The 23920-nt window shown below is 65.6% G+C and carries 18 protein-coding genes; 11 read left to right on the top strand and 7 right to left on the bottom strand.

The genetic code is table 11. The annotated features are described in order from the left end of the window. Nucleotides 1-236: 236 nt before the first annotated feature. A complete protein-coding gene (gene icd / locus FFS49_RS19325; RefSeq protein ID WP_039368210.1) occupies nucleotides 237-1493 on the top strand; it encodes an NADP-dependent isocitrate dehydrogenase in 1257 nt (418 codons plus the stop codon). A gap of 281 nt (nucleotides 1494-1774) precedes the next feature. Further along, nucleotides 1775-4003, top strand: a complete 2229-nt coding sequence (locus tag FFS49_RS19320) for an NADP-dependent isocitrate dehydrogenase (RefSeq protein ID WP_105819056.1) — start codon at nucleotides 1775-1777, stop codon at nucleotides 4001-4003. 124 nt (nucleotides 4004-4127) lie between these two features. Here the strand turns inward: FFS49_RS19320 and FFS49_RS19315 are convergent, their stop codons facing one another. Continuing rightward, nucleotides 4128-4352 carry a hypothetical protein gene (locus tag FFS49_RS19315; protein ID WP_006490888.1) on the bottom strand — a complete coding sequence of 75 codons (225 nt, stop codon included), beginning with the start codon at nucleotides 4350-4352 and terminating at the stop codon, nucleotides 4128-4130. Nucleotides 4353-5013: 661 nt separating this feature from the next. Here FFS49_RS19315 and FFS49_RS19310 point away from each other — a divergent pair. Continuing rightward, nucleotides 5014-6621, top strand: coding sequence for a multicopper oxidase family protein (locus FFS49_RS19310; protein ID WP_137909844.1), 1608 nt, complete (start codon nucleotides 5014-5016; stop codon nucleotides 6619-6621). A gap of 184 nt (nucleotides 6622-6805) precedes the next feature. On the opposite strand, the gene FFS49_RS19305 is transcribed toward FFS49_RS19310, so the two are convergent. Then, the gene (locus FFS49_RS19305) at nucleotides 6806-7009 is read right to left on the bottom strand and encodes a cold-shock protein (RefSeq protein WP_006478030.1); all 204 of its coding nucleotides are present in this window, start codon (nucleotides 7007-7009) and stop codon (nucleotides 6806-6808) included. Nucleotides 7010-7553: 544 nt separating this feature from the next. Here FFS49_RS19305 and clpS point away from each other — a divergent pair. The 4 genes from clpS (at nucleotide 7554) to FFS49_RS19280 (ending at nucleotide 12548) form a co-directional block, all read left to right on the top strand. Continuing rightward, the gene (clpS, locus tag FFS49_RS19295; RefSeq protein ID WP_006398529.1) at nucleotides 7554-7868 is read left to right on the top strand and encodes an ATP-dependent Clp protease adapter ClpS; all 315 of its coding nucleotides are present in this window, start codon (nucleotides 7554-7556) and stop codon (nucleotides 7866-7868) included. Then, entirely contained in the window at nucleotides 7865-10165 is a 2301-nt protein-coding gene (clpA, locus tag FFS49_RS19290) for an ATP-dependent Clp protease ATP-binding subunit ClpA (RefSeq protein WP_039368198.1), read from the top strand. Before clpS ends, clpA begins: the two co-directional genes overlap by 4 nt. 104 nt (nucleotides 10166-10269) lie before the next feature. Further along, nucleotides 10270-11646: an amino acid permease gene (locus FFS49_RS19285; protein WP_226285466.1), complete on the top strand. Its 1377-nt coding sequence runs from the start codon at nucleotides 10270-10272 to the stop codon at nucleotides 11644-11646. Between the two features lie 131 nt (nucleotides 11647-11777). Next, nucleotides 11778-12548, top strand: coding sequence for a membrane protein (locus FFS49_RS19280; protein ID WP_039368195.1), 771 nt, complete (start codon nucleotides 11778-11780; stop codon nucleotides 12546-12548). Nucleotides 12549-12600: 52 nt separating this feature from the next. On the opposite strand, the gene dut is transcribed toward FFS49_RS19280, so the two are convergent. The 5 genes from dut to FFS49_RS19255 all read right to left on the bottom strand — a co-directional run bounded on the left by dut (nucleotide 12601) and on the right by FFS49_RS19255 (nucleotide 18819). Beyond that, complete coding sequence (gene dut / locus FFS49_RS19275; protein WP_021160741.1) at nucleotides 12601-13047, bottom strand: dUTP diphosphatase; 447 nt, start codon at nucleotides 13045-13047, stop codon at nucleotides 12601-12603. A gap of 55 nt (nucleotides 13048-13102) precedes the next feature. Next, complete coding sequence (gene coaBC / locus FFS49_RS19270) at nucleotides 13103-14314, bottom strand: bifunctional phosphopantothenoylcysteine decarboxylase/phosphopantothenate--cysteine ligase CoaBC (RefSeq protein WP_039368192.1); 1212 nt, start codon at nucleotides 14312-14314, stop codon at nucleotides 13103-13105. A gap of 67 nt (nucleotides 14315-14381) precedes the next feature. Then, a complete protein-coding gene (gene lspA / locus FFS49_RS19265; protein ID WP_039368190.1) occupies nucleotides 14382-14882 on the bottom strand; it encodes a signal peptidase II in 501 nt (166 codons plus the stop codon). A gap of 2 nt (nucleotides 14883-14884) precedes the next feature. Next, nucleotides 14885-17722, bottom strand: a complete 2838-nt coding sequence (ileS, locus tag FFS49_RS19260) for an isoleucine--tRNA ligase (protein ID WP_105819053.1) — start codon at nucleotides 17720-17722, stop codon at nucleotides 14885-14887. A 104-nt stretch (nucleotides 17723-17826) separates the two neighbouring features. Beyond that, nucleotides 17827-18819 (bottom strand): bifunctional riboflavin kinase/FAD synthetase, encoded by a 993-nt coding sequence (locus FFS49_RS19255; RefSeq protein ID WP_039368185.1) that lies wholly within the window; start codon nucleotides 18817-18819, stop codon nucleotides 17827-17829. Nucleotides 18820-18941: 122 nt separating this feature from the next. Between FFS49_RS19255 and purN the strand changes: the two genes are divergently transcribed. The 4 genes from purN (at nucleotide 18942) to FFS49_RS19235 (ending at nucleotide 23687) form a co-directional block, all read left to right on the top strand. Next, complete coding sequence (gene purN, locus FFS49_RS19250) at nucleotides 18942-19604, top strand: phosphoribosylglycinamide formyltransferase (protein ID WP_039368183.1); 663 nt, start codon at nucleotides 18942-18944, stop codon at nucleotides 19602-19604. Further along, entirely contained in the window at nucleotides 19601-20866 is a 1266-nt protein-coding gene (locus FFS49_RS19245) for an RsmB/NOP family class I SAM-dependent RNA methyltransferase (protein WP_046544589.1), read from the top strand. Before purN ends, FFS49_RS19245 begins: the two co-directional genes overlap by 4 nt. Before the next feature lie 18 nt (nucleotides 20867-20884). Then, nucleotides 20885-22267 (top strand): mechanosensitive ion channel domain-containing protein, encoded by a 1383-nt coding sequence (locus FFS49_RS19240; protein WP_105819052.1) that lies wholly within the window; start codon nucleotides 20885-20887, stop codon nucleotides 22265-22267. Between the two features lie 226 nt (nucleotides 22268-22493). Next, nucleotides 22494-23687, top strand: coding sequence for an acyl-CoA desaturase (locus FFS49_RS19235; protein ID WP_039368179.1), 1194 nt, complete (start codon nucleotides 22494-22496; stop codon nucleotides 23685-23687). Nucleotides 23688-23920: the final 233 nt, after the last annotated feature.

The raw sequence follows: 23920 nt of genomic DNA, 5'->3' as shown, positions 1-23920 counted from the left end.
GCGGTCTATGGCAAATGGCGGAATCTTAATGCATAATACGGAACGGCAAGTCCTCTGTCTTATATAAGACATAAGTGGGGGCTTGATACGCAGTGCCGCGCTTCATGCCGAAGTGCCCGGTTGGGGCGCTAGAATAGCGGCTCGCTGTTGCCGTCACGGGGTGGCCATGCCGCGCCCCTGCCGCGCGCGCAGCTTCGACCAGCATCACCTGCTCAGCCACGTCACTGGAGTCGATCATGCCGTATCAGCACATCAAGGTTCCGGAAGGCGGTGACAAGATCACCGTCAACAAGGACTTCTCGCTCAACGTTTCCGATCAGCCGATCATTCCCTATATCGAAGGCGACGGTACGGGCTTCGATATCACGCCGGTCATGATCAAGGTGGTGGACGCGGCGGTCGCGCATGCCTACAAGGGCCAGCGCAAGATCCACTGGATGGAGATTTTCGCGGGCGAGAAGGCGACGAAGGTGTACGGTCCGGACGTGTGGCTCCCGGACGAAACGCTGCAGGTGCTCAAGGAATACGTGGTGTCGATCAAGGGGCCGCTCACGACCCCGGTCGGCGGCGGCATCCGCTCGCTGAACGTCGCGCTGCGCCAGGAACTCGACCTGTACGTGTGCCTGCGCCCGGTGCAGTACTTCAAGGGCGTGCCGTCGCCGGTGCGCGAGCCGCAAAAGATCGACATGGTGATCTTCCGCGAGAACTCGGAAGACATCTACGCGGGCATCGAATGGGCCGCGGGCTCCGAGCAGGCGAAGAAGGTGATCAAGTTCCTGCAGGACGAGATGGGCGTGAAGAAGATCCGCTTCCCGGAAACGTCGGGGATCGGCGTCAAGCCCGTGTCGACGGAAGGCACCGAGCGTCTCGTGCGCAAGGCGATCCAGTATGCGATCGACAACGATCGCAAGTCGGTCACGCTGGTGCACAAGGGCAACATCATGAAGTTCACGGAAGGCCTGTTCCGTGACGCCGGCTATGCGCTCGCGCAGAAGGAATTCGGCGGCGAGCTGATCGACGGCGGCCCGTGGATGCGCGTGAAGAACCCGAAGACGGGCAACGAGATCGTCATCAAGGATTCGATCGCCGATGCGTTCCTGCAGCAGATCCTGTTGCGCCCGGCCGAATACGACGTGATCGCCACGCTGAACCTGAACGGCGACTACATCTCCGACGCGCTGGCCGCGCAGGTCGGCGGCATCGGGATCGCGCCGGGTGCGAACCTGTCGGATTCGGTCGCGATGTTCGAAGCGACGCACGGCACCGCACCGAAGTACGCCGGCAAGGATTACGTGAACCCCGGTTCCGAGATCCTGTCCGCGGAAATGATGCTGCGCCACCTCGGCTGGACGGAAGCAGCCGATACGATCATCGCCGCGATGGAGAAGTCGATCCTGCAGAAGCGCGTCACGTACGACTTCGCGCGCCTGATGGAAGGTGCGACGCAGGTGTCGTGCTCGGGCTTCGGTGAAGTGCTGATCGAGAACATGTAAGACCCCTTCCGGGGTGGGCCGGCAGGCTGCCGGCCGCCCCGGCGCCTACTGCCGGCGCCGGAGCGTTTCGTGGATGGCAGGTTTGTTGGCAGGGCGGTCCGGCATGCGGGCCGCGGCGCCGCGATGCGGCCCGGAGCCCCTTGCAAGGTAGAACATGACGGCCCTCGCAATACCACCGCCCGGCTGAGCCGGCGCGCCCCTTTCGCGACCGACCCGGTCGCTCCCCGCCGGTTACCCGCCGGCGCTCCCAGTCCAAATTTTCACGTAGCAACGCATCGACCATGTCCACTTCGCCCAAGATCATCTACACCCTCACCGACGAAGCGCCCGCGCTCGCGACCTATTCGCTGCTGCCGATCGTCAAGGCCTTTACGCGCTCGTCCGGCGTCGCCGTCGAAACGCGCGACATCTCGCTCGCCGGCCGCATCATCGCGGCATTCGCGGACATCCTGCCGCCCGAGCAGAAGGGTTCCGACGATCTGGCCGAACTGGGCCAGCTCACGCTGAAGCCGGAAGCGAACATCATCAAGCTGCCGAACATCAGCGCATCGGTGCCGCAGCTCAAGGCCGCGATCGCCGAACTGCAGGCACAGGGCTACAAGCTGCCGGCCTATCCGGAAGATCCGTCGACGGACGAAGAGAAGGCGGTCAAGGCCCGCTACGACAAGATCAAGGGCAGCGCGGTGAACCCGGTGTTGCGCGAAGGCAACTCCGACCGCCGCGCGCCGCTGTCGGTCAAGAACTACGCCCGCAAGCATCCGCACAAGATGGGCGCGTGGAAGGCCACGTCGAAGGCCCACGTCGCGCACATGACCGAAGGCGACTTCTACGGCAGCGAGAAGTCGGCGCTGATCGCCGATGCCGGCAGCGTGAAGATCGAACTGACGACGACCGACGGCGCGAAGAAGGTGCTGAAGGAAAAGACGGCCGTGAAGGCCGGTGAAGTGATCGACGCGTCGGTGATGAGCCGCAACGCGCTGCGCAGCTTCATCGAAGCGCAGATCGCCGACGCGAAGGCGCAGGACGTGCTGTTCTCGGTGCACCTGAAGGCGACCATGATGAAGGTCTCGGACCCGATCCTGTTCGGTCACTTCGTGTCGGTGTTCTACCGCGACGCGCTCGCGAAGCACGCCGACGTGCTGGCGCAGGTCGGCTTCAACCCGAACAACGGTATTGGCGACCTGTACGCGCGCCTGAAGGACCTGCCGGCCGACACGCGCGAAGCGATCGAAGCCGACGTCAAGGCCGAATACGCGGTGCGTCCGCGCCTGGCGATGGTCAACTCGGACAAGGGCATCACGAACCTTCACGTGCCGAGCGACGTGATCGTCGACGCATCGATGCCGGCGATGATCCGCGATTCGGGCGGCATGTGGGGCCCGGACGGCCAGTTGTACGACGCGAAGGCCGTGATTCCGGACCGCTGCTACGCAGGCGTCTACCAGGCTGTGATCGAGGACTGCAAGCAGCATGGCGCGTTCGATCCGGTCACGATGGGCAGCGTGCCGAACGTCGGCCTGATGGCGCAGGCGGCTGAAGAATACGGTTCGCACGACAAGACGTTCCAGATCCCGGCGGATGGCGTCGTGCGCGTCACCGACGAAGCGGGCAACGTGCTGCTCGAGCATGCCGTGGAAGCGGGCGACATCTGGCGCATGTGCCAGACGAAGGATGCACCGGTGCAGGACTGGGTCAAGCTCGCGGTCAACCGCGCACGCGCGACCGGCGCACCGGCCGTGTTCTGGCTCGATCCGGCTCGTGCACACGACGCGCAGATCATCGCGAAGGTCGAGCGTTACCTGAAGGATCACGACACGAACGGCCTCGACATCCGCGTGATGACGCCGGTCGACGCGACGCGTTTCTCGCTCGAACGGATCCGCGCGGGCAAGGACACGATCTCGGTGACCGGCAACGTGTTGCGCGACTACCTGACCGACCTGTTCCCGATCATGGAACTCGGCACCAGCGCGAAGATGCTGTCGATCGTGCCGCTGATGGCCGGCGGCGGGATGTTCGAAACGGGTGCAGGCGGCTCCGCGCCGAAGCACGTGCAGCAGTTCGTCGAGGAAGGCTTCCTGCGCTGGGATTCGCTCGGCGAATTCCTCGCGCTGGCCGCGTCGCTCGAACACCTCGGCAACGCATACCAGAACCCGAAGGCGGTCGTGCTCGCGAAGACGCTCGACCAGGCGACCGGCAAGTTCCTGGACGAGAACAAGTCGCCGGCGCGCAAGGTCGGCGGGCTCGACAACCGCGGCAGCCACTTCTACCTGTGCCTGTACTGGGCGCAGGCGCTGGCCGAGCAGACCGAGGACGCGGCGCTGAAGGCACAGTTCGAAGGCGTGGCGAAGGCGCTGTCCGACAGCGAAGCGCGCATCCTGGAAGAACTGGCGGCTGCACAGGGCAAGGCGCAGGCCATCGGCGGCTACTACCGTCCGAATGTCGACCTGACGAGCCAGGCCATGCGCCCGAGCGCGACGCTGAACGGCATCGTCGACGCGGTCGCCTGACGCAGGCCGCGCGATTGCGCGGGGCCGATGTGTGTGCCGGTGCGGCGGGCATTGCCGCCTGACGCTGGTCACAAAAGAAAAACGCCCCGGACGCCCGGGGCGTTTTTCGTTGCCGGCTTGTCATTCAGACGTGAACGATTTCCCATTCGGCGATTTCATGCGGCACTTCGAGCGTTGCCGTGTCCAGTTCGGACAGTTGTTCGCAGTCGCCGCGGGAGATGTGGTCGGCTGCCACTTCGGGGCACGAGAATGCGCCGAGCAGGGCGTTGCCGAACGTCGCTTCCCAGCCGCCGTTACCCGGCAGGATGTAGAACGACCCGAGCGCTGAACCAAAGCGAAATCCCTTCATTTCCGTTCTCCCTTTCTGATCACAAGCGATTCTGTTGTGCCGCCTGCCGGCTTGGCCGGCTGTGGCCCGACTGGCTGCTTGCGCCGGGTTCCGTATCGAACGTCGTGGCGAAGCGTCAGTGCATGGAACAAAGTCTACGTCCGCGGCCCGGTCCGATGGTGCATGTAGAACAGCTTCACTAAACAAAATTTCTCTTTTAAAAACAAACGATTATTTACGTCATTTTGTATTGCGGAACGTTTTTCGGCATCGCGAAACGGGGATTTTGTGCCCTGCACCACGAATTTTTATAACGCAGAGACTTGTTCCGCATCGTGAAATATTGGCGGGTTTGCGGATCGGTGAAGTGACCGGCGCCATGGTGGGGCGGAACGGCAGGCCCAAGGATGCCGCGTGGGAACTGCCGGGGGCAGGGTTGAGTGGCACTTAGGCCATGAGCGAAGGGCCGCGCACCACTGACCGACTATGCGTGCGGAATCACGTGCGGCGTTGTCGCGCGCTGCGGCGTATCGCCGCCGGGCGGGCGGTGGCGCTTCCCGATTTGGGCCTGCGGTTATGATGACGCGGGCATCGGGATTCGCGTCGCGCATCGGCGCGTCAGCCGGCCGGCGCGGGCGTCGCGGCGGCCGCGCGACCCAGCATGGATAACGAGGAACGATTGATGATACGGAGAACCTTCCTGTCGCGTGCCATTGGTGTCGCGGCCGCGTCGCTGTTCGCGCGTGCCGCGTGGGCGCAGCATGCCGGTCACGCCGGCATGGCCGGCATGGACTCGATGGACGACATGCCCGGCATGTCGGGCATGCCAGGGATGGCGGGTCACGGGCCGCGCGGCAAGTCCGCACCGGCCGCGCTCGCGGCCGCCGACGCGCTGCCGGCCGGCGCGCCGCTCGCGGCGCTGCGCACGCTCGCGAACGAAAGCCGCGAGCCCGGCATGTTCCGGGCCACGCTGGTGGCGCAGCCGGTGGCGCGCCCGATGCTGCACGGCGCGCGCCCGACCACGTTCTGGCAGTTCGGCGCGGGTACGCAGGGCCCCGTCGTCGGTCCACTGATCGACGTGCGCGAGGGCGACACGGTCGAGATCAGGTTCGTGAACAAGTTGCCGCAGCCGTCGACGATCCACTGGCACGGCCTGCCCGTGCCACCTGACCAGGACGGCAATCCGTCCGATCCGGTCGCCCCCGGCGCGTCGCGCGTGTACCGCTTCACGTTGCCGAAAGGGAGCGCCGGCACGTACTGGTACCACCCGCATCCGCACATGATGACGGCCGAACAGGTCTTCCGCGGGCTCGCCGGCCCGTTCGTCGTGCGCGCCGTGGACGATCCGCTGGCGGGCTGGCCCGAGCGCAACCTGTTCGTGTCGGACCTGAAGCTTGCGCGCGACGGCACGATTGCACCGAACGACATGATGGACTGGATGAACGGCCGTGAAGGCCAGTTCGTGCTGGTCAACGGCGCCCGCCGGCCGCGGATCGATGTCGCGGGCGACGAGCGCTGGCGCGTGTGGAACGCGTGCAGCGCGCGCTATTTGCGCGTCGCGTTCGACGACGGCCGCGCGTTCGAGCACGCGGGCACCGACGGCGGCCTGTTCGACGCGCCGCGCCGTGTCACGTCGCTGTTGATCGCGCCGGGCGAACGGGCGGAGTTGCTGGTCCGCGCCGGCGACCGCGCGTCGCGCGCCGTGCTGCAGGCGGCCGAATACGACCGCCGCAAGATGTCGATGTCGCACGATGACGGGCACGGCAGCCTGCCACCCGATCCGGCGCTGGCCCTGGCCGACGTCGCATTCGCGCCGGCCGCCGCACGTGCGCTGCCGGCGACCCTGCGCGCGGTGCCGTCGCTGGGCGAACCGGTCGCGCACAAGGAGGTCGCGTTCGGCGAGGAGATGGACATGGACGCGATGATGAAAGGCGCGGCGCACGGCCGCCCCGCGGGCATGCGCTTCACGATCAACGGCGACACCTACGCGCCGCATCGCACGACGCTGACGAGCCGCCGTGGCGACGTCGAGCGCTGGACGATCCGCAACGGCACCGACATGGATCACCCGTTCCACCTGCACGGCACGCAGTTCCAGGTGATCGAGCGTGCGTCGGGCGGTTCGCGCACGAGCGAACCGTTCCGTGCATGGCGCGATACGGTGAACGTGCGCAGCGGCGAAACCGTGACGATTCTCGTCACGCAAGACATGCCCGGAGAGCGCATGTTTCACTGCCACATTCTCGAACACGAGGATCTCGGCATGATGGGCACGCTGAAGGTCGTGTAACGAGGTGGCGATTATGTTTCACGCGCGGGCGGAGTATTCGATCTGCCCGTGTGACAAGACAATGTGTGTTCAATTATCGGGATTGAACGAAAAGGCCGGCCAATCGATTATCGATTGGCCGGCCTCAAATAAAGAAACCCGGCGCAAGACATGCGCCGGGTTTCTTCGTCTGATATCCGGTGCCTTATGCGGCCTGGATGTTCGACGCTTGCTTGCCCTTCGGTCCTTGAACGACGTCAAAGCTCACCTTCTGGCCTTCCTTCAGCGTCTTGAAGCCATTCATGGTGATAGCCGAGAAGTGCGCAAACAGATCCTCACCGCCCTCATCGGGAGTGATGAAACCGAAGCCCTTCGCGTCGTTGAACCACTTAACGATACCAGTTGCCATTTTCCTACTTCCCCTGTCACACAGTCGCTGCTACTTACCACGAGCACGCTCGAAAAGCTAAACGACCTGAAACGCAGCCGTTCCCCCCTCACAAGCTCACCTCGGCCTCTTTCATTTTGCCAACCGGCAAATTGAAAAAAGTGCCAGCTTGATTGTTGGCGCTCTTTATTGGAGTGTCAAGTGGAATTTTTAGACGTTTAGAGGGACGTTGTAAAGAACCCATTTTCAGGGTTTTTCCGGCTTTGCTTAGCAGCACGCGGCCGAGCGCGAGGTCTTGAAAAGCCGCATAATCGGCTCATATACCAGGCTCGAGTGACACGCGTTCGAGTCGTCCCGGCTTGTGGGATACTGGATGCAGACACGACGTTCCGGTGCGGTTCCCCTGACGGTTCGTGTTCCGCGCCACGCGTGAAAGCCGGCACCGCAGCCGGCTTTCGTATGGCGCGAAGAAGATCGCGTGTTCCGGGATTCCGGGGAGGGCGCCGGCCGGTCGGTCGGGTAATGGCAGGATTGCGGGCCTGTCCGAGTTGTTTAGAATGGGTGTATGGCGATTATCCCGGACAAGCAGGACAGCACCGTCCTGGAACGCAAGCAGCAGAAGCTCAAGCCGCCTTCGATGTACAAGGTGGTGCTGCTGAACGACGACTTCACGCCGATGGAATTCGTCGTGATGGTGGTCCAGGAGTATTTCAAGAAGGATCGCGAGACGGCCACGCAGATCATGCTGAAGGTCCATCGCGAAGGGCGAGGGGTTTGTGGGGTCTATACGCGGGACATCGCGTCGACCAAGGTTGAGCAAGTCGTTACCCATGCGCGGCAGGCAGGGCATCCGCTGCAGTGCGTGATGGAGGAAGCATGATTGCCCAGGAATTGGAAGTCAGCCTGCACATGGCGTTCATGGAAGCACGCCAGGCGCGCCATGAGTTCATTACGGTCGAGCACCTGCTGCTGGCCCTGCTGGATAATCCGACGGCAGCCGAGGTGTTGCGCGCGTGTGCGGCCAACATCGAGGACTTGCGTCAGAACCTGCGCAATTTCATCCACGACAACACACCTACCGTCCCGGGTACCGACGATGTCGATACCCAGCCGACGCTCGGTTTCCAGCGCGTGATCCAGCGCGCGATCATGCACGTCCAGTCGACGTCGAACGGCAAGAAGGAAGTGACCGGCGCGAACGTGCTGGTCGCGATCTTCGGCGAGAAGGATTCGCATGCCGTGTACTACCTGCAGCAGCAGGGCGTCACGCGCCTCGACGTCGTGAACTTCATTTCGCACGGCATCGCGAAGACGAACAACGGCGAAGCCGCGAAGTCGTCCGACGCGAATGCGGAAAGCGAAGACGCGAATGCGCAGAAGGAAACCCCGCTCGCGCAATTCACGCAGAACCTGAACCAGATGGCGAAGGACGGCCGCATCGATCCGCTGATCGGTCGCGAGCCCGAGGTCGAGCGCGTGGTCCAGGTGCTGTGCCGCCGCCGCAAGAACAATCCGCTGCTCGTCGGCGAAGCCGGCGTCGGCAAGACCGCGATCGCGGAAGGGCTCGCCTATCGCATCACGCGCGGCGAAGTGCCGGACATCCTCGCGAACGCGCAGGTCTACTCGCTCGACATGGGCGCGTTGCTCGCGGGCACCAAGTACCGCGGCGACTTCGAGCAACGTCTGAAGACGGTGCTGAAGGAGCTGAAGGAGCGTCCGCACGCGATCCTGTTCATCGACGAGATCCACACGCTGATCGGCGCGGGCGCCGCGTCGGGCGGCACGCTCGATGCGTCGAACCTGCTGAAGCCGGCGCTGTCGTCGGGCGTGCTCAAGTGCATCGGCGCGACCACGTTCACCGAGTATCGCGGCATCTTCGAGAAGGACGCGGCGCTGTCGCGGCGCTTCCAGAAGGTCGACGTGACGGAGCCGAGCGTCGAGCAGACGGTCGCGATCCTGCGCGGGCTGAAGTCGCGATTCGAAGAGCATCACGGCGTCAAGTATTCGTCGGGCGCACTGTCGGCCGCAGCCGAACTGTCGGCGCGCTTCATTACCGACCGTCACCTGCCGGACAAGGCAATCGATGTGATCGATGAAGCGGGCGCCGCTCAGCGCATCCTGCCGAAGTCGAAGCAGAAGAAGACGATCGGCAAGAGCGAGATCGAGGAAATCATCTCGAAGATCGCGCGCGTGCCGCCGCAGAGCGTATCGCAGGACGACCGCAGCAAGCTGCAGACGCTCGATCGCGACCTGAAGAGCGTCGTGTTCGGCCAGGATCCGGCGATCGATGCGCTCGCAGCCTCGATCAAGATGGCGCGCGCGGGCCTCGGCAAGATGGACAAGCCGATCGGCGCGTTCCTGTTCTCCGGCCCGACGGGTGTCGGCAAGACCGAAGTGGCGCGCCAGCTCGCGTTCACGCTCGGCATCGAGCTGATCCGCTTCGACATGTCGGAATACATGGAGCGTCATGCGGTGAGCCGGCTGATCGGCGCGCCGCCGGGCTACGTCGGATTCGACCAGGGCGGCCTGCTGACCGAAGCCGTCACGAAGAAGCCGCATTGCGTGCTGCTGCTCGACGAAATCGAGAAGGCGCATCCGGACATCTTCAACGTGCTGCTGCAGGTGATGGACCACGGCACGCTGACGGACAACAACGGCCGCAAGGCGGATTTCCGCAACGTCATCATCATCATGACGACGAACGCGGGCGCCGAGTCGATGCAGAAGGCGACGATCGGCTTCACGACGCGCCGCGAGACCGGCGACGAGATGACCGACATCAAGCGCCTGTTCACGCCGGAGTTCCGCAACCGCCTGGACTCGATCATCAGCTTCCGCTCGCTCGATGAGGAAATCATCATGCGCGTGGTCGACAAGTTCCTGATCCAGCTCGAGGAACAGCTGCACGAGAAGAAGGTCGACGCGCTCTTCACCGACGCGTTGCGCAAGCATCTCGCGAAGCACGGCTTCGACCCGCTGATGGGCGCGCGGCCGATGCAGCGGTTGATCCAGGACACGATCCGGCGCGCGCTGGCCGACGAGCTGCTGTTCGGCAAGCTCGTCAACGGTGGGCACGTGACGGTCGACGTCGATGAAAGCGACAAGGTGCAGTTGTCGTTCGACAAGCTGGCGAATCCGCCGCACAAGCCGAACGAAGAGGCGGTCGAAGTCGAGTAAGCGATAATCGGGTAGTTCATGCGAACGGCGCGGGATGTTTTCCGCGCCGTTTCGTTTTATCTGGCGCCGGCGGCGCGATGGTGGTGCAGGGGAGTGGCAACGCAGTGACACAACAACGAACGTTCGACGACATCGTCGCGCGCGAGCAGGGTTTGCGCCATGCGCTGACGTCCGGGCAGATGGCGATGATCGCGATCGGCGGCGCGATCGGCACGGGGCTGTTTCTCGGCAGCGGGTTCGCGATCGGGCTCGCCGGCCCGAGCGTGCTGGTCTCGTATGCGATCGGCGCGCTGATCGCGCTGCTGCTGATGGGCGCGCTCGCGGAAATGACGGTCGCCCATCCGACGGCCGGGTCGTTCGGCGCGTATGCCGAGCACTATGTCGGCCCGCTGGCGGGTTTCCTGGTGCGCTATGCGTACTGGTTCGCGGTCGTGTTCGCGATCGGCACCGAGATCAGCGCGATCGCCGTGTTCATGAAGTACTGGTTCCCGGCCGTGCCCGGCTGGTACTGGGTGATCGGCTTCTCCGCGCTGCTGATCGCCGTTAACCTCGCGAGCGTCACGCTGTACGGCACGGTCGAATACGCGTTCTCGCTGCTGAAGATCGCGGCGATCGTCGTGTTCGTCGTACTCGGCGCCTATCTCGTCGGGTCGGCGCCGGCCGCATCGGGCATCGGTTTCGCGAACTACACCGCGCACGGCGGCTTCATGCCGAAGGGGCCGTGGGGCACCTGGGTCGCGGTGATCGTCGCGATCTTCAGCTACATGAGCATCGAAGCCGTCGCGATCGCGGCCGGCGAGGCGCGTGATCCGCAGCACGCGGTCACGCGCGCGTTCCGCTCGACCGTGTTCCGGCTCGTGCTGTTCTACCTGCTGACGCTGTCGCTGATGCTCGCGATCGTGCCGTGGACGCAGGCCGGCACCGACGAAAGCCCGTTCGTGAAGGTGATGGCCGCGACTCATGTGCCGTACGCGGCAGGCGTGATCAACTTCGTGCTGTTGATCGCGGCACTGTCGGCGATGAACAGCCAGCTTTACGTGACGACGCGGATGATGTTCAGCCTGTCGCGTGCGCGGCTCGCGCCCGCGGTATTCGGCCGGCTCGGCACGAACGGCGTGCCGCGCGCGGCGCTGTGGATCTCGACGAGCGGCGTCGCGGTCGCGGCCGTGCTGGTCGCGCTGGCGCCCGACACCGCGTTCACCGTGATGATGGCGATCGCGATGTTCGGTGCGCTGTTCACGTGGCTGATGATCTTCGTCACGCACCTGCGCTTCCGTTCGCGCTATCGCGGCCCCGCGCTCGCGTTCCGGATGTGGGGCCACCCTTTCGGCAGCCTGCTCGGTGCCGGCCTCGTCGCAGCGATCCTGTTCACGACCGCGTTCACGCGCGAATTCCGGATGACGATGGTGGTCGGCGTCGTGTTCGTCGTGCTGCTCACGCTCGCGTACGCGCTGCATTACCGGCACCAGCACGCGCGTTGACGGGCGCGGCCCGCCCGCACCGATTCTCCATTCCCTAAGGTTCCGTTAAGCCCGCGGCGACTACATTCGATCCTGTCTGCAAGGCAGGCCGGCCCGCGCCGGCCCGCCGCTTTCCTGCAAAAGGGGTTCGAATGAACAAACTTCCTGAAATCACGCTCGCGTTCTGGATCATGAAGATCTGCGCGACGACGCTCGGCGAAACCGGCGGCGACCTGCTGTCGATGACGCTGAACGTCGGCTACGCGGTGAGCTCCATCCTGCTGTTCGGCTTCTTTCTCGTGACGCTGGGCGCGCAGCTCAGGACGACCCGCTATCGCCCGGCGATCTACTGGGCCGTGATCGTCGCGACGAGCACGGCCGGCACGACGATGTCCGACTTCATGGACCGCACGCTCGGCCTCGGCTATGCGGCTGGCTCGTCGATCCTCGTCGCGATCCTGCTGGCGATCTTCGCCGTGTGGCGCCTCAGCGGCGAATCGCTGTCGGTCGACCTGATCCGCACGCGCAAGGTCGAGTTGCTGTACTGGATCGCGATCCTGTTCTCGAACACGCTCGGCACCGCGCTCGGGGACTTCCTCGCGGACAGCTCGGGGCTCGGCTTCGGCGGCGGCGCGCTGCTGATCGGCGGGCTGCTCGCGGTGATCGTGCTCGCGCACTATTTCACGCGGATCTCCGGCGTGCTGCTGTTCTGGGCCGCGTTCGTGCTTACGCGTCCGTTCGGCGCGACGGTCGGCGACCTGCTGACGAAGCCGGTTGCGAAGGGCGGCCTCGCGCTCGGCACGATCGGCTCGTCGGCCGTGCTGCTCGGTGTGCTGGTTGCGATGGTGATCTACGCGATCGCGGCTCAGGCGCGGCAGCGCGACTTGGCGCCGGCGCGGATCGCACAACCCGTCGAGGAATGACGGCGACGGAATAGAAAAAAAGGGGCCGCGGCCCCTTTTTTCGTTGCGTCGTTCAGTGACGGCCGGTGCTGCCGAAGCCGCCCTCGCCGCGATCGCTTTCGGCGAAGTCGTCGACGATGTTGAACTGCGCCTGTACGACCGGCACGATCACGAGCTGGGCGAGCCGCTCGAACGGATTGAGCACGAACTCGGTCTGGCCGCGGTTCCACGTCGAGACCATGAGTTGGCCCTGGTAGTCGGAATCGATCAGGCCGACGAGGTTGCCGAGCACGATGCCGTGCTTGTGGCCGAGGCCGGAGCGCGGCAGGATCAGCGCCGCGTAGCCGGGATCGGCGAGATGGATCGCGAGGCCGGTCGGCACGAGCGTCGTTTCGCCCGGCTGCAGCGTGACCGGTGCATCGAGGCACGCACGCAGGTCGAGGCCCGCGCTGCCGGTGGTCGCGTAGGCGGGCAGGTAGTCGCGCATGCGCGCGTCGAGAATCTTCAGGTCGAGTTTCATGCGGTCGTCGGATGGGGCGGGAAGGGCGCGGCAGCGGCGGCCGCCGCGCGGGAGATCAGATCAGGCGGTTGTCGGGCAGGCGCTTCGCGATTTCCGCGACGAGCGTGTGCGCGAGTTCGTCCTTCGGTGCGCGCGGCAGACGCGTGAGGCCGGCTGCCTCGAACAGCACGACTTCGTTGTCGTCGCGCCCGAACGTCAGCGGGCCGAGATTGCCGACGAGCAGCGGCACGTTCTTGCGCTTGCGCTTCTCGTCGCCGTGCACGTCGAGGTCGCCGCTTTCGGCCGCGAAGCCGACGCAGAACGGCGGGGCGGGCAGCGCCGCGACCGACGCGAGGATGTCGGGGTTCTCGACGAACGCGAGCGTGGGCACCTTGTGGTCGGCCGTCTTCTTCATCTTGTGCTCGGCCGGTTGGGCGACGCGCCAGTCGGCGACTGCAGCCACCGCGATGAAGATGTCGGCATCGGCGACGGCATGCATGACCGCGTCGTACATTTGCTGCGCCGTCTGCACGTCCTGGCGGTAGACGCCCCACGGCGTGTCGAGCGCGACCGGCCCCGCGACGAGATGCACGTCGGCGCCGGCCTGCTGCGCGGCGCGCGCGAGCGCGAAGCCCATCTTGCCGCTCGAGCGGTTCGTGAGGCCGCGCACCGGGTCGAGCGGTTCGAACGTCGGGCCGGCCGTGATCAGCACGCGCCGGTGCGCGAGCACCTTCGGCGCGAAGTGCGCGACGATCGCTTCGTAGATCGCCTCGGGCTCGAGCATCCGGCCGTCGCCGACTTCGCCGCATGCCTGCGCGCCCGAATCCGGGCCGAGCACCGATACGCCGTCCGCGCGCAGTTGTGCGGCGTTGCGTTGCGTGGCCGGGTTCTGCCACATCTGGCGATTCATCGCGGGAACGACGAGCAGCGGGCAATCGCGCGCGACGCACAGCGTCGACAGCAGATCGTCCGCGAATCCGTGCGCGAGCTTCGCGAGGAAGTCCGTCGATGCGGGCGCGATCACGATCGCATCGGCTTCGCGCGACAGGTCGATGTGCGCCATGTTGTTGTCGATGCGAGCGTCCCATTGGCTCGTGTAGACGGGCCGGCCCGACAGCGCCTGCATCGTGACGGGCGTGATGAACTGGGTAGCGGCTTCGGTCATCGCGACCTGCACGGTCGCGCCGGCCTTCACGAGCAGCCGCGTGAGCTCGGCGATCTTGTAGCAGGCGATCCCGCCCGTCAGGCCGAGAACGAGGTGTTTTCCTGCGAGTTCTGCGTGTGCCAACTCAGGCCTCCAAGGGTCAAACGGAACGGCCGGCGCGAAGCCGGCCGTCGACGCCGAGTATGCGCGCTTAGCGTGAGCCGCGCACGCGACGCAGTTCGTCGTAGATCAGCAGCACCGCGCCGACCGTGATCGCGGAGTCGGCGAGGTTGAACGCCGGGAAGTGCCAGGCGCCGAGATGGAAATCGAGGAAGTCGATCACGTGGCCGTAGACGAGCCGGTCGATCACGTTGCCGAGCGCGCCGCCGAGGATCATCGCGAGCGACAGGCTGAACAACCGCTGCTGACCGTGACGCTTCAGCAGGAAGCAGATCACGAGCGTCGCGCCGATGCCGAGCGCGGTGAATGCCCAGCGCTGCCAGCCGCCCGCGGTCGACAGGAAGCCGAACGCGGCGCCGCGGTTGTACACCAGCACGAGATTGAAGAACGACGTCAGCTCGTGCTGCGCGCCGTACGCGAACGTCTTCAGGATCGCGATCTTCGACAGCTGGTCGAACAGGATCACGATCAGCGAAATGCCGAGCCAGGGCGCAAGCGCGCCGCTGGCCGGTTTCGACAGGGTTTTCGCCATAGTTAAGCAGCGCTCCGGATTTCGCCGTTTTCGAACAGGTTGGAGAAGCAGCGGCCGCACAGCGTCGGATGATCGGCATGCGCGCCGACATCTTCACGGTAGTGCCAGCAGCGCTCGCACTTCTGGTACTTCGACGCGGCCACGTCGACGCTTTCCTGCGCTTCGTCGTCGACCTTGACGACCGTCGCAGCCGACGTGATCAGCACGAACTTGAGATCCTCGCCGAGGCTCGTGAGCGCGTCGTAGCGTGCGCCGCTCGCGTGCACGGCGACTTCGGCCTGCAGTGACGAACCGATGCGGTTCGCGGTGCGGGCTTCCTCGAGCGCCTTCGTCACGTTGCCGCGCACATCGCGCAGCAGTGCCCACTTCTCGATCAGCGCGGCGGAGCCGGCGACTTCCGGATACGCGTAGTAGGTTTCCGTGAAGATCGTGTCGCTGGCCGGCTGGAACACCTTCCACGCTTCTTCCGCCGTGAACGACAGGAACGGTGCGAGCACGCGCAGCAGGCCGTGCGTCAGGTGGTACAGCGCCGTCTGCGCGGAGCGGCGTGCGCGCGAATCGGCCGCGCTCGTGTACAGGCGGTCCTTCAGCACGTCGAGGTAGAAGCCGCCGAGATCTTCCGAGCAGTACGTCTGCAGCTTCGCGACGACCGGGTGGAATTCGTACTTCTCGTAGTGGCCCAGCAGCTCCGTCTGCAGTTGCTGCGAGAACGCGACCGCATAACGGTCGATCTCGAGCCATTCGTCGACGGGCACCGCATGCTGCGCGAAGTCGAAGTCCGACAGGTTCGCGAGCAGGAAGCGCAGCGTGTTGCGGATGCGGCGATAGCCTTCGGTCACGCGCTTCAGGATTTCCTCGGAGATCGCGAGCTCGCCCGAATAGTCGGTCGACGCGATCCACAGGCGGATGATTTCAGCGCCGAGGCGGTTCGCGACTTCATGCGGGTCGATGCCGTTGCCGAGCGACTTGCTCATCTTGCGGCCTTCGCCGTCGACCGTGAAGCCGTGCGTGAGCAGGCCCTTGTACGGTGCGCGGCCGTCGATCATCGACGCGGTGAGCAGCGACGAGTGGAACCAGCCGCGGTGCTGGTCCGAGCCTTCGAGGTAGAGGTCGGCCGGGAACTGCAGCTGATCCTTGTGCGAGCCGCGCAGCACGTGCCAGTGCGTCGTGCCCGAATCGAACCACACGTCGAGCGTGTCGCGGTTCTTTTCGTACAGGTTCGCGTCGTCGCCGATCAGCTCGCGCGGGTCGAGCGTCTGCCACGCCTCGATGCCCGACTGCTCGACGCGCTTCGCGACTTCCTCGAGCAGCTCGAGCGTGCGCGGATGCAGCTCGCCGGTTTCCTTGTGCACGAAGAACGCCATCGGCACGCCCCACTGGCGCTGGCGCGACAGCGTCCAGTCAGGACGGTTCGCGATCATGCTGAACAGGCGCTGCTTGCCCCACGACGGGTAGAACGCGGTCGCGTCGACGCCTTCGAGCGCCGTTTCGCGCAGCGTCTTGCCGCCGTCGCGCGGCGTCACGTCCATCCCGGCGAACCACTGCGACGTGGCGCGGTAGATGATCGGCGTCTTGTGGCGCCAGCAGTGCATGTAGCTGTGCGTGTACTTCTCGCTGCGCAGCAGCGAGCCGGCTGCATTCAGCGCCTCGACGATCTTCGGGTTCGCGTCCCAGATCGACAGGCCGCCGAACAGCGGCAGCGATTCGATATAGCGGCCGTCGCCCATCACCGGGTTGATGAAGTCGGAGTCGGTCATCCCGTGCGCCTTGCAGGACATGAAGTCCTCGATACCGTACGCGGGCGACGAGTGCACGACGCCGGTACCGGTGTCGGTCGTCACGTAGTCGCCGAGGTACACGGGCGCGGTGCGCTTGTAGCCGGGGTGAGCCGACGCGAGCGGGTGATGGAAGCGCAGGCCCGCGAGCTTCACGCCCGGCGCGGTCGCAACGACGTGGCCGGTCAGCTTGAAGTCGGTCATGCAGGCTTCGACGCGCTCTTGCGCGATGATCAGCAGCCCGCGCTCGGTGTCGACCAGCGCGTAGACGATTTCCGGATGGAGGTTCAGCGCCTGGTTCGCGGGGATCGTCCACGGCGTGGTGGTCCAGATCACGATGCCGCCTTCGGCGCGCGGCAGCGCCGGCAGGCCGAACGCCTGCGCGGTCTTTTCCGGTTCCGCGAACGCGAACATCACGTCGATCGTCGGATCGGTGCGGTCCTTGTACTCGACTTCCGCTTCGGCGAGCGCCGAGCCGCAGTCGAAGCACCAGTTCACCGGCTTCAGCCCGCGATACACGTAGCCCTTCTCGATGATCTTGCCGAGCGCGCGGATCTCTTCCGCCTCGTTGACGAAGTTCATCGTCTTGTACGGGTTGGCCCAGTCGCCGAGCACACCCAGACGCTTGAAGCCGACCTTCTGCTTCTCGATCTGCTCGGTCGCGTACGTGCGCGCCTTGCTCATCACTTCGGCCGCCGGCAGCGACTTGCCGAACTGCTTCTCGATCTGGATTTCGATCGGCATCCCGTGGCAATCCCAGCCCGGCACGTACGGTGCGTCGAAGCCGGCCATGTTGCGCGACTTGACGACGATGTCCTTCAGGATCTTGTTGACGGCGTGGCCGAGGTGGATGTCGCCGTTCGCATACGGCGGGCCGTCGTGCAGGATGAACTTCGGACGGCCGGCGCTGGCCGCGCGGATCTTCTCGTAGATGCCGCGCTCTTCCCATTCCTTGACCCACTGCGGCTCGCGCTTGGGCAGGTCGCCGCGCATCGGGAACGGCGTGTCGAGCAGGTTGACCGGATACTTGGCCTGCGGTTTCGAATCGGCTTTCTTGTTGCTCATGATGGGATCGCTATCTAAATCTCGGGGGACGCGCGAGCGTCGTGAATCGGGTATGCGCGCGGCTGGGCGGCGCGAGGGTGCGGCGCGGGGCGCCGCTGTCCGGATCAGCTAATTCGGTCGGTGGCCGACGTCGCGAAGCCCGTGGCGCGGCTGCCCGGCGCACGGTCGCGCTCGATGAAATACGCACGCGCATTCGCGACGTCCAGCGCGATCGCGCGCGACAGCGCCTCGAGATCGTCGAATTTCGCCTCGTCGCGCAGCTTCTTCAGGAATTCGACGCGGATGAGCTTGCCGTACGCATCGCCGTGCCAGTCGAGCAGGTGCACTTCGAGCAGCACGCGGCCCGAATCGTCGACGGTCGGGCGCAGGCCGAGGCTCGCGACGCCCGGCAGCGGGGCGGGGCCGAGGCCGTGCACCTGCACGACGAAGATGCCCGCGAGCGCCGGCCGCTTGTGTGCGATCGGCAGGTTCAGCGTCGGGAAGCCGAGGTCGCGGCCGAGCTTCAGCCCGTGCGCGACGTGGCCGCTGATCGCATAGCCATGGCCGAGCGCCTGCGCGGCCGCTTCGAGATCGCCGGCCGCGAGCGCGGCGCGCACGCCCGAGCTCGAGATGCGCGTGCCGTCGCTGCCGGCCACCGTACCCATCTGCTCGACCTCGAAGCCGTACTGCGCGCCGGCCGCCTGCAGCGTGTCGAAGGTGCCCGCCCGTTTCGCGCCGTAGCAGAAATCGTCGCCGACCATCATCCAGCGCGTGTGCAGCCCGTTCACCAGCGTGCGTTCGACGAACGCCTGCGGCGACTGGCTCGCGAACGTGTGGTTGAAGTGCTCGACGACCACGCGGTCGACGCCGTGATCGCGCAGCGCCTCGAGCTTGTCGCGCAGCATCGCGATGCGCGGCGGTGCGCCGGCCGGGTTGAAGAATTCGCGCGGGTGCGGCTCGAACGTCATCACGCACACGGGCAGGCCGCGCGCGTCCGCTGCCGCGCGCACGCGCGCGAGCAGGGCCTGGTGGCCGCGATGGACACCGTCGAAGTTGCCGATCGTCAGCGCGCAAGGCGCGCGGCTCTCGGCGTTGGGCAGGCCGCGGAAGACTTTCACGATAGCGGATGCAGCGTCGGGGAATGGGCGGTGGGATGCCGCAAAGCAGAAGATTATAAACGTTCGGGCGGCCCGACGGCCGAGAAGGGGGGAAACGCGGGGGCGAATGGTAAAATTCGCGGATGAAAAAACTCGTGATCCTGATTTCCGGTCGCGGCAGCAACATGGAGGCCATCGTCCGCGCGTGCGCGCAGGAACGCTGGCCGGCCGAAGTTGCGGCCGTGATCGCCAACCGGCCCGACGCGGCCGGCCTGGCATTTGCCGCGTCGCACGGGGTGGCGACGGCGGTGGTCGACCACCGGTCGTTCGACGGCCGCGACAGCTTCGACGCGGCGCTCGCCGCCGAGATCGACCGATTCGCGCCCGATCTCGTGGTCCTCGCCGGCTTCATGCGCATTCTCACGCCCGCATTCGTCAGACGATACGAAGGCCGGCTGCTGAACATCCATCCGTCGCTGCTGCCGAGCTTCAAGGGCATTCACACGCACCAGCAGGCGCTCGACGCGGGTGTCGCGCTGCATGGCGCGAGCGTGCATTTCGTGATTCCCGAGCTCGACAGCGGCGCGATCGTCGCGCAGGGCGCCGTGCCCGTGCGCGCGGGCGACGACGCGGCCGCGCTCGCGCAGCGTGTGCTGACGGTCGAACATGTGCTGTATCCGCGCGCGGTGCGCTGGTTCATCGAGGGGCGTCTGCGCCTCGAGAACGGCCGTGCAGTGGTGGCGCCGGAAGAGGCGCGCTGGATTTTCGCGGATCAACCGCATACCGAAACGAGTGAGGGCGTATGAAACTGCACGGATTCCTGATCGGCCAGACCGAGACTTTGCTGGCCGAGGTGCTGAAGTTCGCCGGCCCCGCCGATGCGACGACGAGCCGGTTCTTCCGCGCGCATCCGAAGCTCGGGCATGCCGAGCGCGGCGTGATCGCCGAGGCCGTGTTCGCGGTGCTGCGCCGGAAGATGGAGTTTTCGCATCTGGCCGAGAGCGGCACGGGCACGCCCGCGCGGCGCCTCACGCTGCTGGGCCTGATGCAGACGGTTGGCCGCAACGCGCTGAAGCCGTTCCTGTCCGATACCGAATCCGCATGGCTCGAGCACGTGTCGAAGATCGATCCGGCGAGCCTGCCCGTGCGCATTCGCACGAACCTGCCCGACTGGATCTACCAGGCGCTGTCGGCGCGTTTCGATGGTGAGGAACTCGCGCAGCTTGCCGCCGCGCTGAACTACCCGGCGCCGCTCGACCTGCGCGCCAACGCGCAGAAGGCGACGCGCGACCAGGTGATCGAAGGGCTGCGCGTGAGCGGCATCGATGCGGGCGCGACGCCGTTCGCACCGTTCGGCGTGCGCGTGGTCGGTAAGCCGGCGCTGACGCGCCTGAAGCTGTTCGAGGAAGGCGCGATCGAGGTGCAGGACGAAGGCAGCCAGCTGCTGTGCTCGCTGGTCGCGCCGCGCCGCGGCGAGATGGTCGTCGATTTCTGCGCGGGTGCGGGCGGCAAGACGCTCGCGCTGGGCGCGATGATGCGCTCGACCGGGCGCCTCTACGCGTTCGACGTGTCGGAGAAGCGCCTGGCGAAGCTGAAGCCGCGCCTTGCGCGCAGCGGGCTGTCGAACGTGAACCCCGTGCTGATCGACAGCGAACACGACGCGAAGATCAAGCGGCTCGCCGGCAAGATCGACCGCGTGCTGGTCGATGCGCCGTGCAGCGGCCTGGGCACGTTGCGCCGCAACCCGGACCTGAAGTGGCGCCAGACGCGCACGGCGATCGACGAGCTGACGCCGAAGCAGGCGTCCATCCTCGCGAGCGCCGCGCGCCTGGTGAAGAAGGGCGGCCGGCTCGTCTACGCGACCTGCAGCGTGCTCGACGCCGAGAACGAACGCATCGTCGAACAGTTCCTGGCCGACCATCCCGACTTCGTGCTGGTACCGGCGCAGAAGGTGCTGGAAGACCAGCGCATCGAGCTCGAGACGGGTGACTACCTGTCGCTGTGGCCGCATCGTCACGCGACCGACGGCTTCTTCGCCGCGGTGCTCGAACGGCGCGCTGCGCAGTAACGGCGGGCCCGACGGACGATGGAGAATCTGCAGAGCCGCCTGCTGTCGCACCGGCTGGCATCGGTCATTCGTGACTTCCACCAGCCGGTGATGATCTGGCAGGCGGCGATACTCATCGGCGCGCTGTGCTTCGCATGGGTGGCCGCGCGCTTCGTGCACGGCCGGATCGACGCGCGACGCCGGGCGGCCGGACGCGCGCCCGGCGCGGGTGCGCAAAGCCTGAAGCGCGCGTTGTTCCCGTTGTTCGGCAGCGTGTTCGTGGGCGGCGCGCAGCTCGCGTTCGACCCGTTCATGTCGACGTCGCTGCTGTCGCTCGCGCTCGTGCCGCTGTTCGGCATCGGGCTGATCTACGTGCTGTTCTTCTTTGCCCGGCGCGTATTTGCGCGCGACGGCCACACGCATGCATGGCTGTCGATCGTCGAGAAGATCGTATCGACCGTCGTGTGGGCCGCGATGGTGCTGACGGTGCTCGGCATCCAGCGCGACGTGCTCGGCTGGCTCGACAGCGTGCAGTTCCGTGTCGCCAATGCGCATCTCACGCTGCTGTCGGTGATCTCGGGCGCGCTGTGGGTGTGCGTGACGCTGATGGTCGCGATGTGGCTCGGCTCGGTGCTCGAGGATCGCCTCACGCGCGCGAGCACGCTCGACGCGAACCTGAAGGTCGTGCTGTCGCGGGTCGGCCGCGCGCTGCTCGTGTTCGCGGCGATCCTGATCGGGCTGTCGCTGGTCGGCATCGACGTGACGGTGCTCGGCGTGTTCGGCGGCGCGGTCGGTGTCGGCCTAGGTTTCGGGCTGCAGAAGATCGCCAGCAACTACGTGTCGGGCTTCATCATCCTGCTCGACCGCTCGCTGCGGCTCGGCGACGCGATCAGCGTCGGCGGTCTGCAGGGCGTCGTCACGCAGATCCGCACGCGTTATACGGTCGTGCGCGGCCTCGACGGCAACGAGACGCTGATCCCGAACGAAAAGCTGATCACCGACGTCGTGCAGAACCAGTCGTCGTACCTGACGCGCGGCTACGCGAAGGTCGCCGTGCAGGTCGCGTACACGAGCGATGTCGAGCACGCGCTCACGCTGCTCGCCGAGGCAGCCAAAGGTGTGCCGCGTGTGCTGGCCGAACCGGCTCCGACCCCGTATCTGGTGAGTTTCGGGGCGGACGGGATCGACCTGGAGCTCGGGTTCTGGATCGAGGATTCGGCGAAGGGCACGTCCGGCGTGCGTTCGAGCGTGAACCGCAACATCTGGCGCCTGTTCAACGAGCACGGGATTTCGATTCCGTTCCCGCAGCGAGAAGTGCGCGTCGTCGGGTTGCCAGACGGTTTTTCCGCTGCGGGCGCGGCTGCCGGGCTCGATCCGGCCGCCGCCAACGGCGCGTCGGACGGGCGCGCGCCGGCTGCATAGCGCGGGCCGGCCGCCAATCCAGTCGTATCGACCCCGCGGTCGGAACCGGATCACGGGCCTTTTCAAGTCCGCGCGTGGACTGCACCGGTTGCGTCAGGGCAAGAAAATGTTCATTTTTTACAAAGACTTGGAACGGTTGAAGTAAAATTCTGGTCTACACGCGGTATGCTTTCATTTTTCTGACGCTTGGCGCGGGCCGGCGTCGCTCTCATCACAGGTAACTGCCTTGTTGAATTCCCTGCTCGATTTTCTTTCCCACGGGCTCCTGCATTTTTCGTGGTGGCAGGTCGCGCTGTTCGCGCTCGCCGTCACGCACGTCACGATCATCGGCGTGACGGTCTACCTGCACCGTTGCCAGGCGCATCGCGCGCTTGAGCTGCATCCGATCGCGAGCCATTTCTTCCGCCTCTGGCTGTGGATGACCACCGGCATGCTGACCGGCCAGTGGGCCGCAATTCACCGCAAGCACCACGCGAAGTGCGAGACCGAGGAAGATCCGCACAGCCCGCAGACGCGCGGCATCTGGAAGGTGTTCCTCGAGGGCGCCGAGCTGTATCGCGCGGAAGCGAAGAACGAAGAGACGATGCGCAAGTTCGGCCACGGTACGCCGAACGACTGGGTGGAGCGCAACGTCTATTCGAAGTACCCGATTCTCGGCATCAGCCTGATGATGGTGATCGACGTCGCGCTGTTCGGCGTGATCGGCCTCACCGTGTGGGCCGTGCAGATGGTCTGGATTCCGTTCTGGGCGGCTGGCGTCGTCAACGGCTTCGGCCACTTCTGGGGCTATCGCAACTTCAACTCGGCCGACGCGAGCACGAACCTGTTCCCGTGGGGCATCGTGATCGGCGGCGAAGAGCTGCACAACAACCACCACACGTTCGCGACGTCGGCGAAGCTGTCGAACAAGTGGTACGAGTTCGACATCGGCTGGATGTACATCCGCATCATGTCGGCGTTCGGTCTCGCGAAGGTGAAGAAGGTCGCGCCGACGCCGCGCCTGAACAAGCCGAAGACGGTGCTCGACCAGGAAACGCTGCAGGCCGTGCTGTCGAACCGCTACGAAGTGATGGCGCGCTACGGCAAGGCCGTGAAGCGTGCGTACCGCCAGGAGCTCGCGCACCTGAAGGAAATCGGCGGCGAGAAGTACCAGATGATGCGCGGCGCGCGCAAGTGGTTCCACAAGGACGCCGACGGCCTCGACGAGCCGCAGAAGAAGCTGCTGCCGGAAATCTTCGCGAACAGCCAGAAGCTGCAAACCTACTTCCAGCTGCGCCAGGATCTCGCTGCGATCTGGGATCGTTCGACCGCATCGCGCGAACAGCTTCTCGCGCAATTGCAGGATTGGTGCCATCGCGCAGAACAAAGCGGCATCAAGGCGCTGCAGGAATTCGCGACGCGCCTGCGCCGCTACGCCTGATTCGAAATCGATTAGAATCTAAGGACGTCAAAAACCCCGCGTTGGCGGGGTTTTTTATTTGGTCCGCCGGTTTTTGAACGTGATCGGCAGGGCTGGATTCGTATGAGGCTTGGGGCAGCGTGGAAGTGTTGTCCCGGGGCGAATGCAGGGGATGGGATCGGAGTGGGCGCTAACGCGCCAACGCTGATCGACCGCGAAGGATGGGACCCGAGTAAGCGCTGCAGCGCGAACGT

The sequence above is a fragment of the Burkholderia sp. 4NA327C6 genome (genome assembly GCF_005502655.1).
Classification (GTDB): domain Bacteria; phylum Pseudomonadota; class Gammaproteobacteria; order Burkholderiales; family Burkholderiaceae; genus Burkholderia; species Burkholderia contaminans.
The sequence above is the reverse complement of the archived record's forward strand: the minus strand, read 5'-3'. Positions and strand labels throughout refer to the sequence as shown.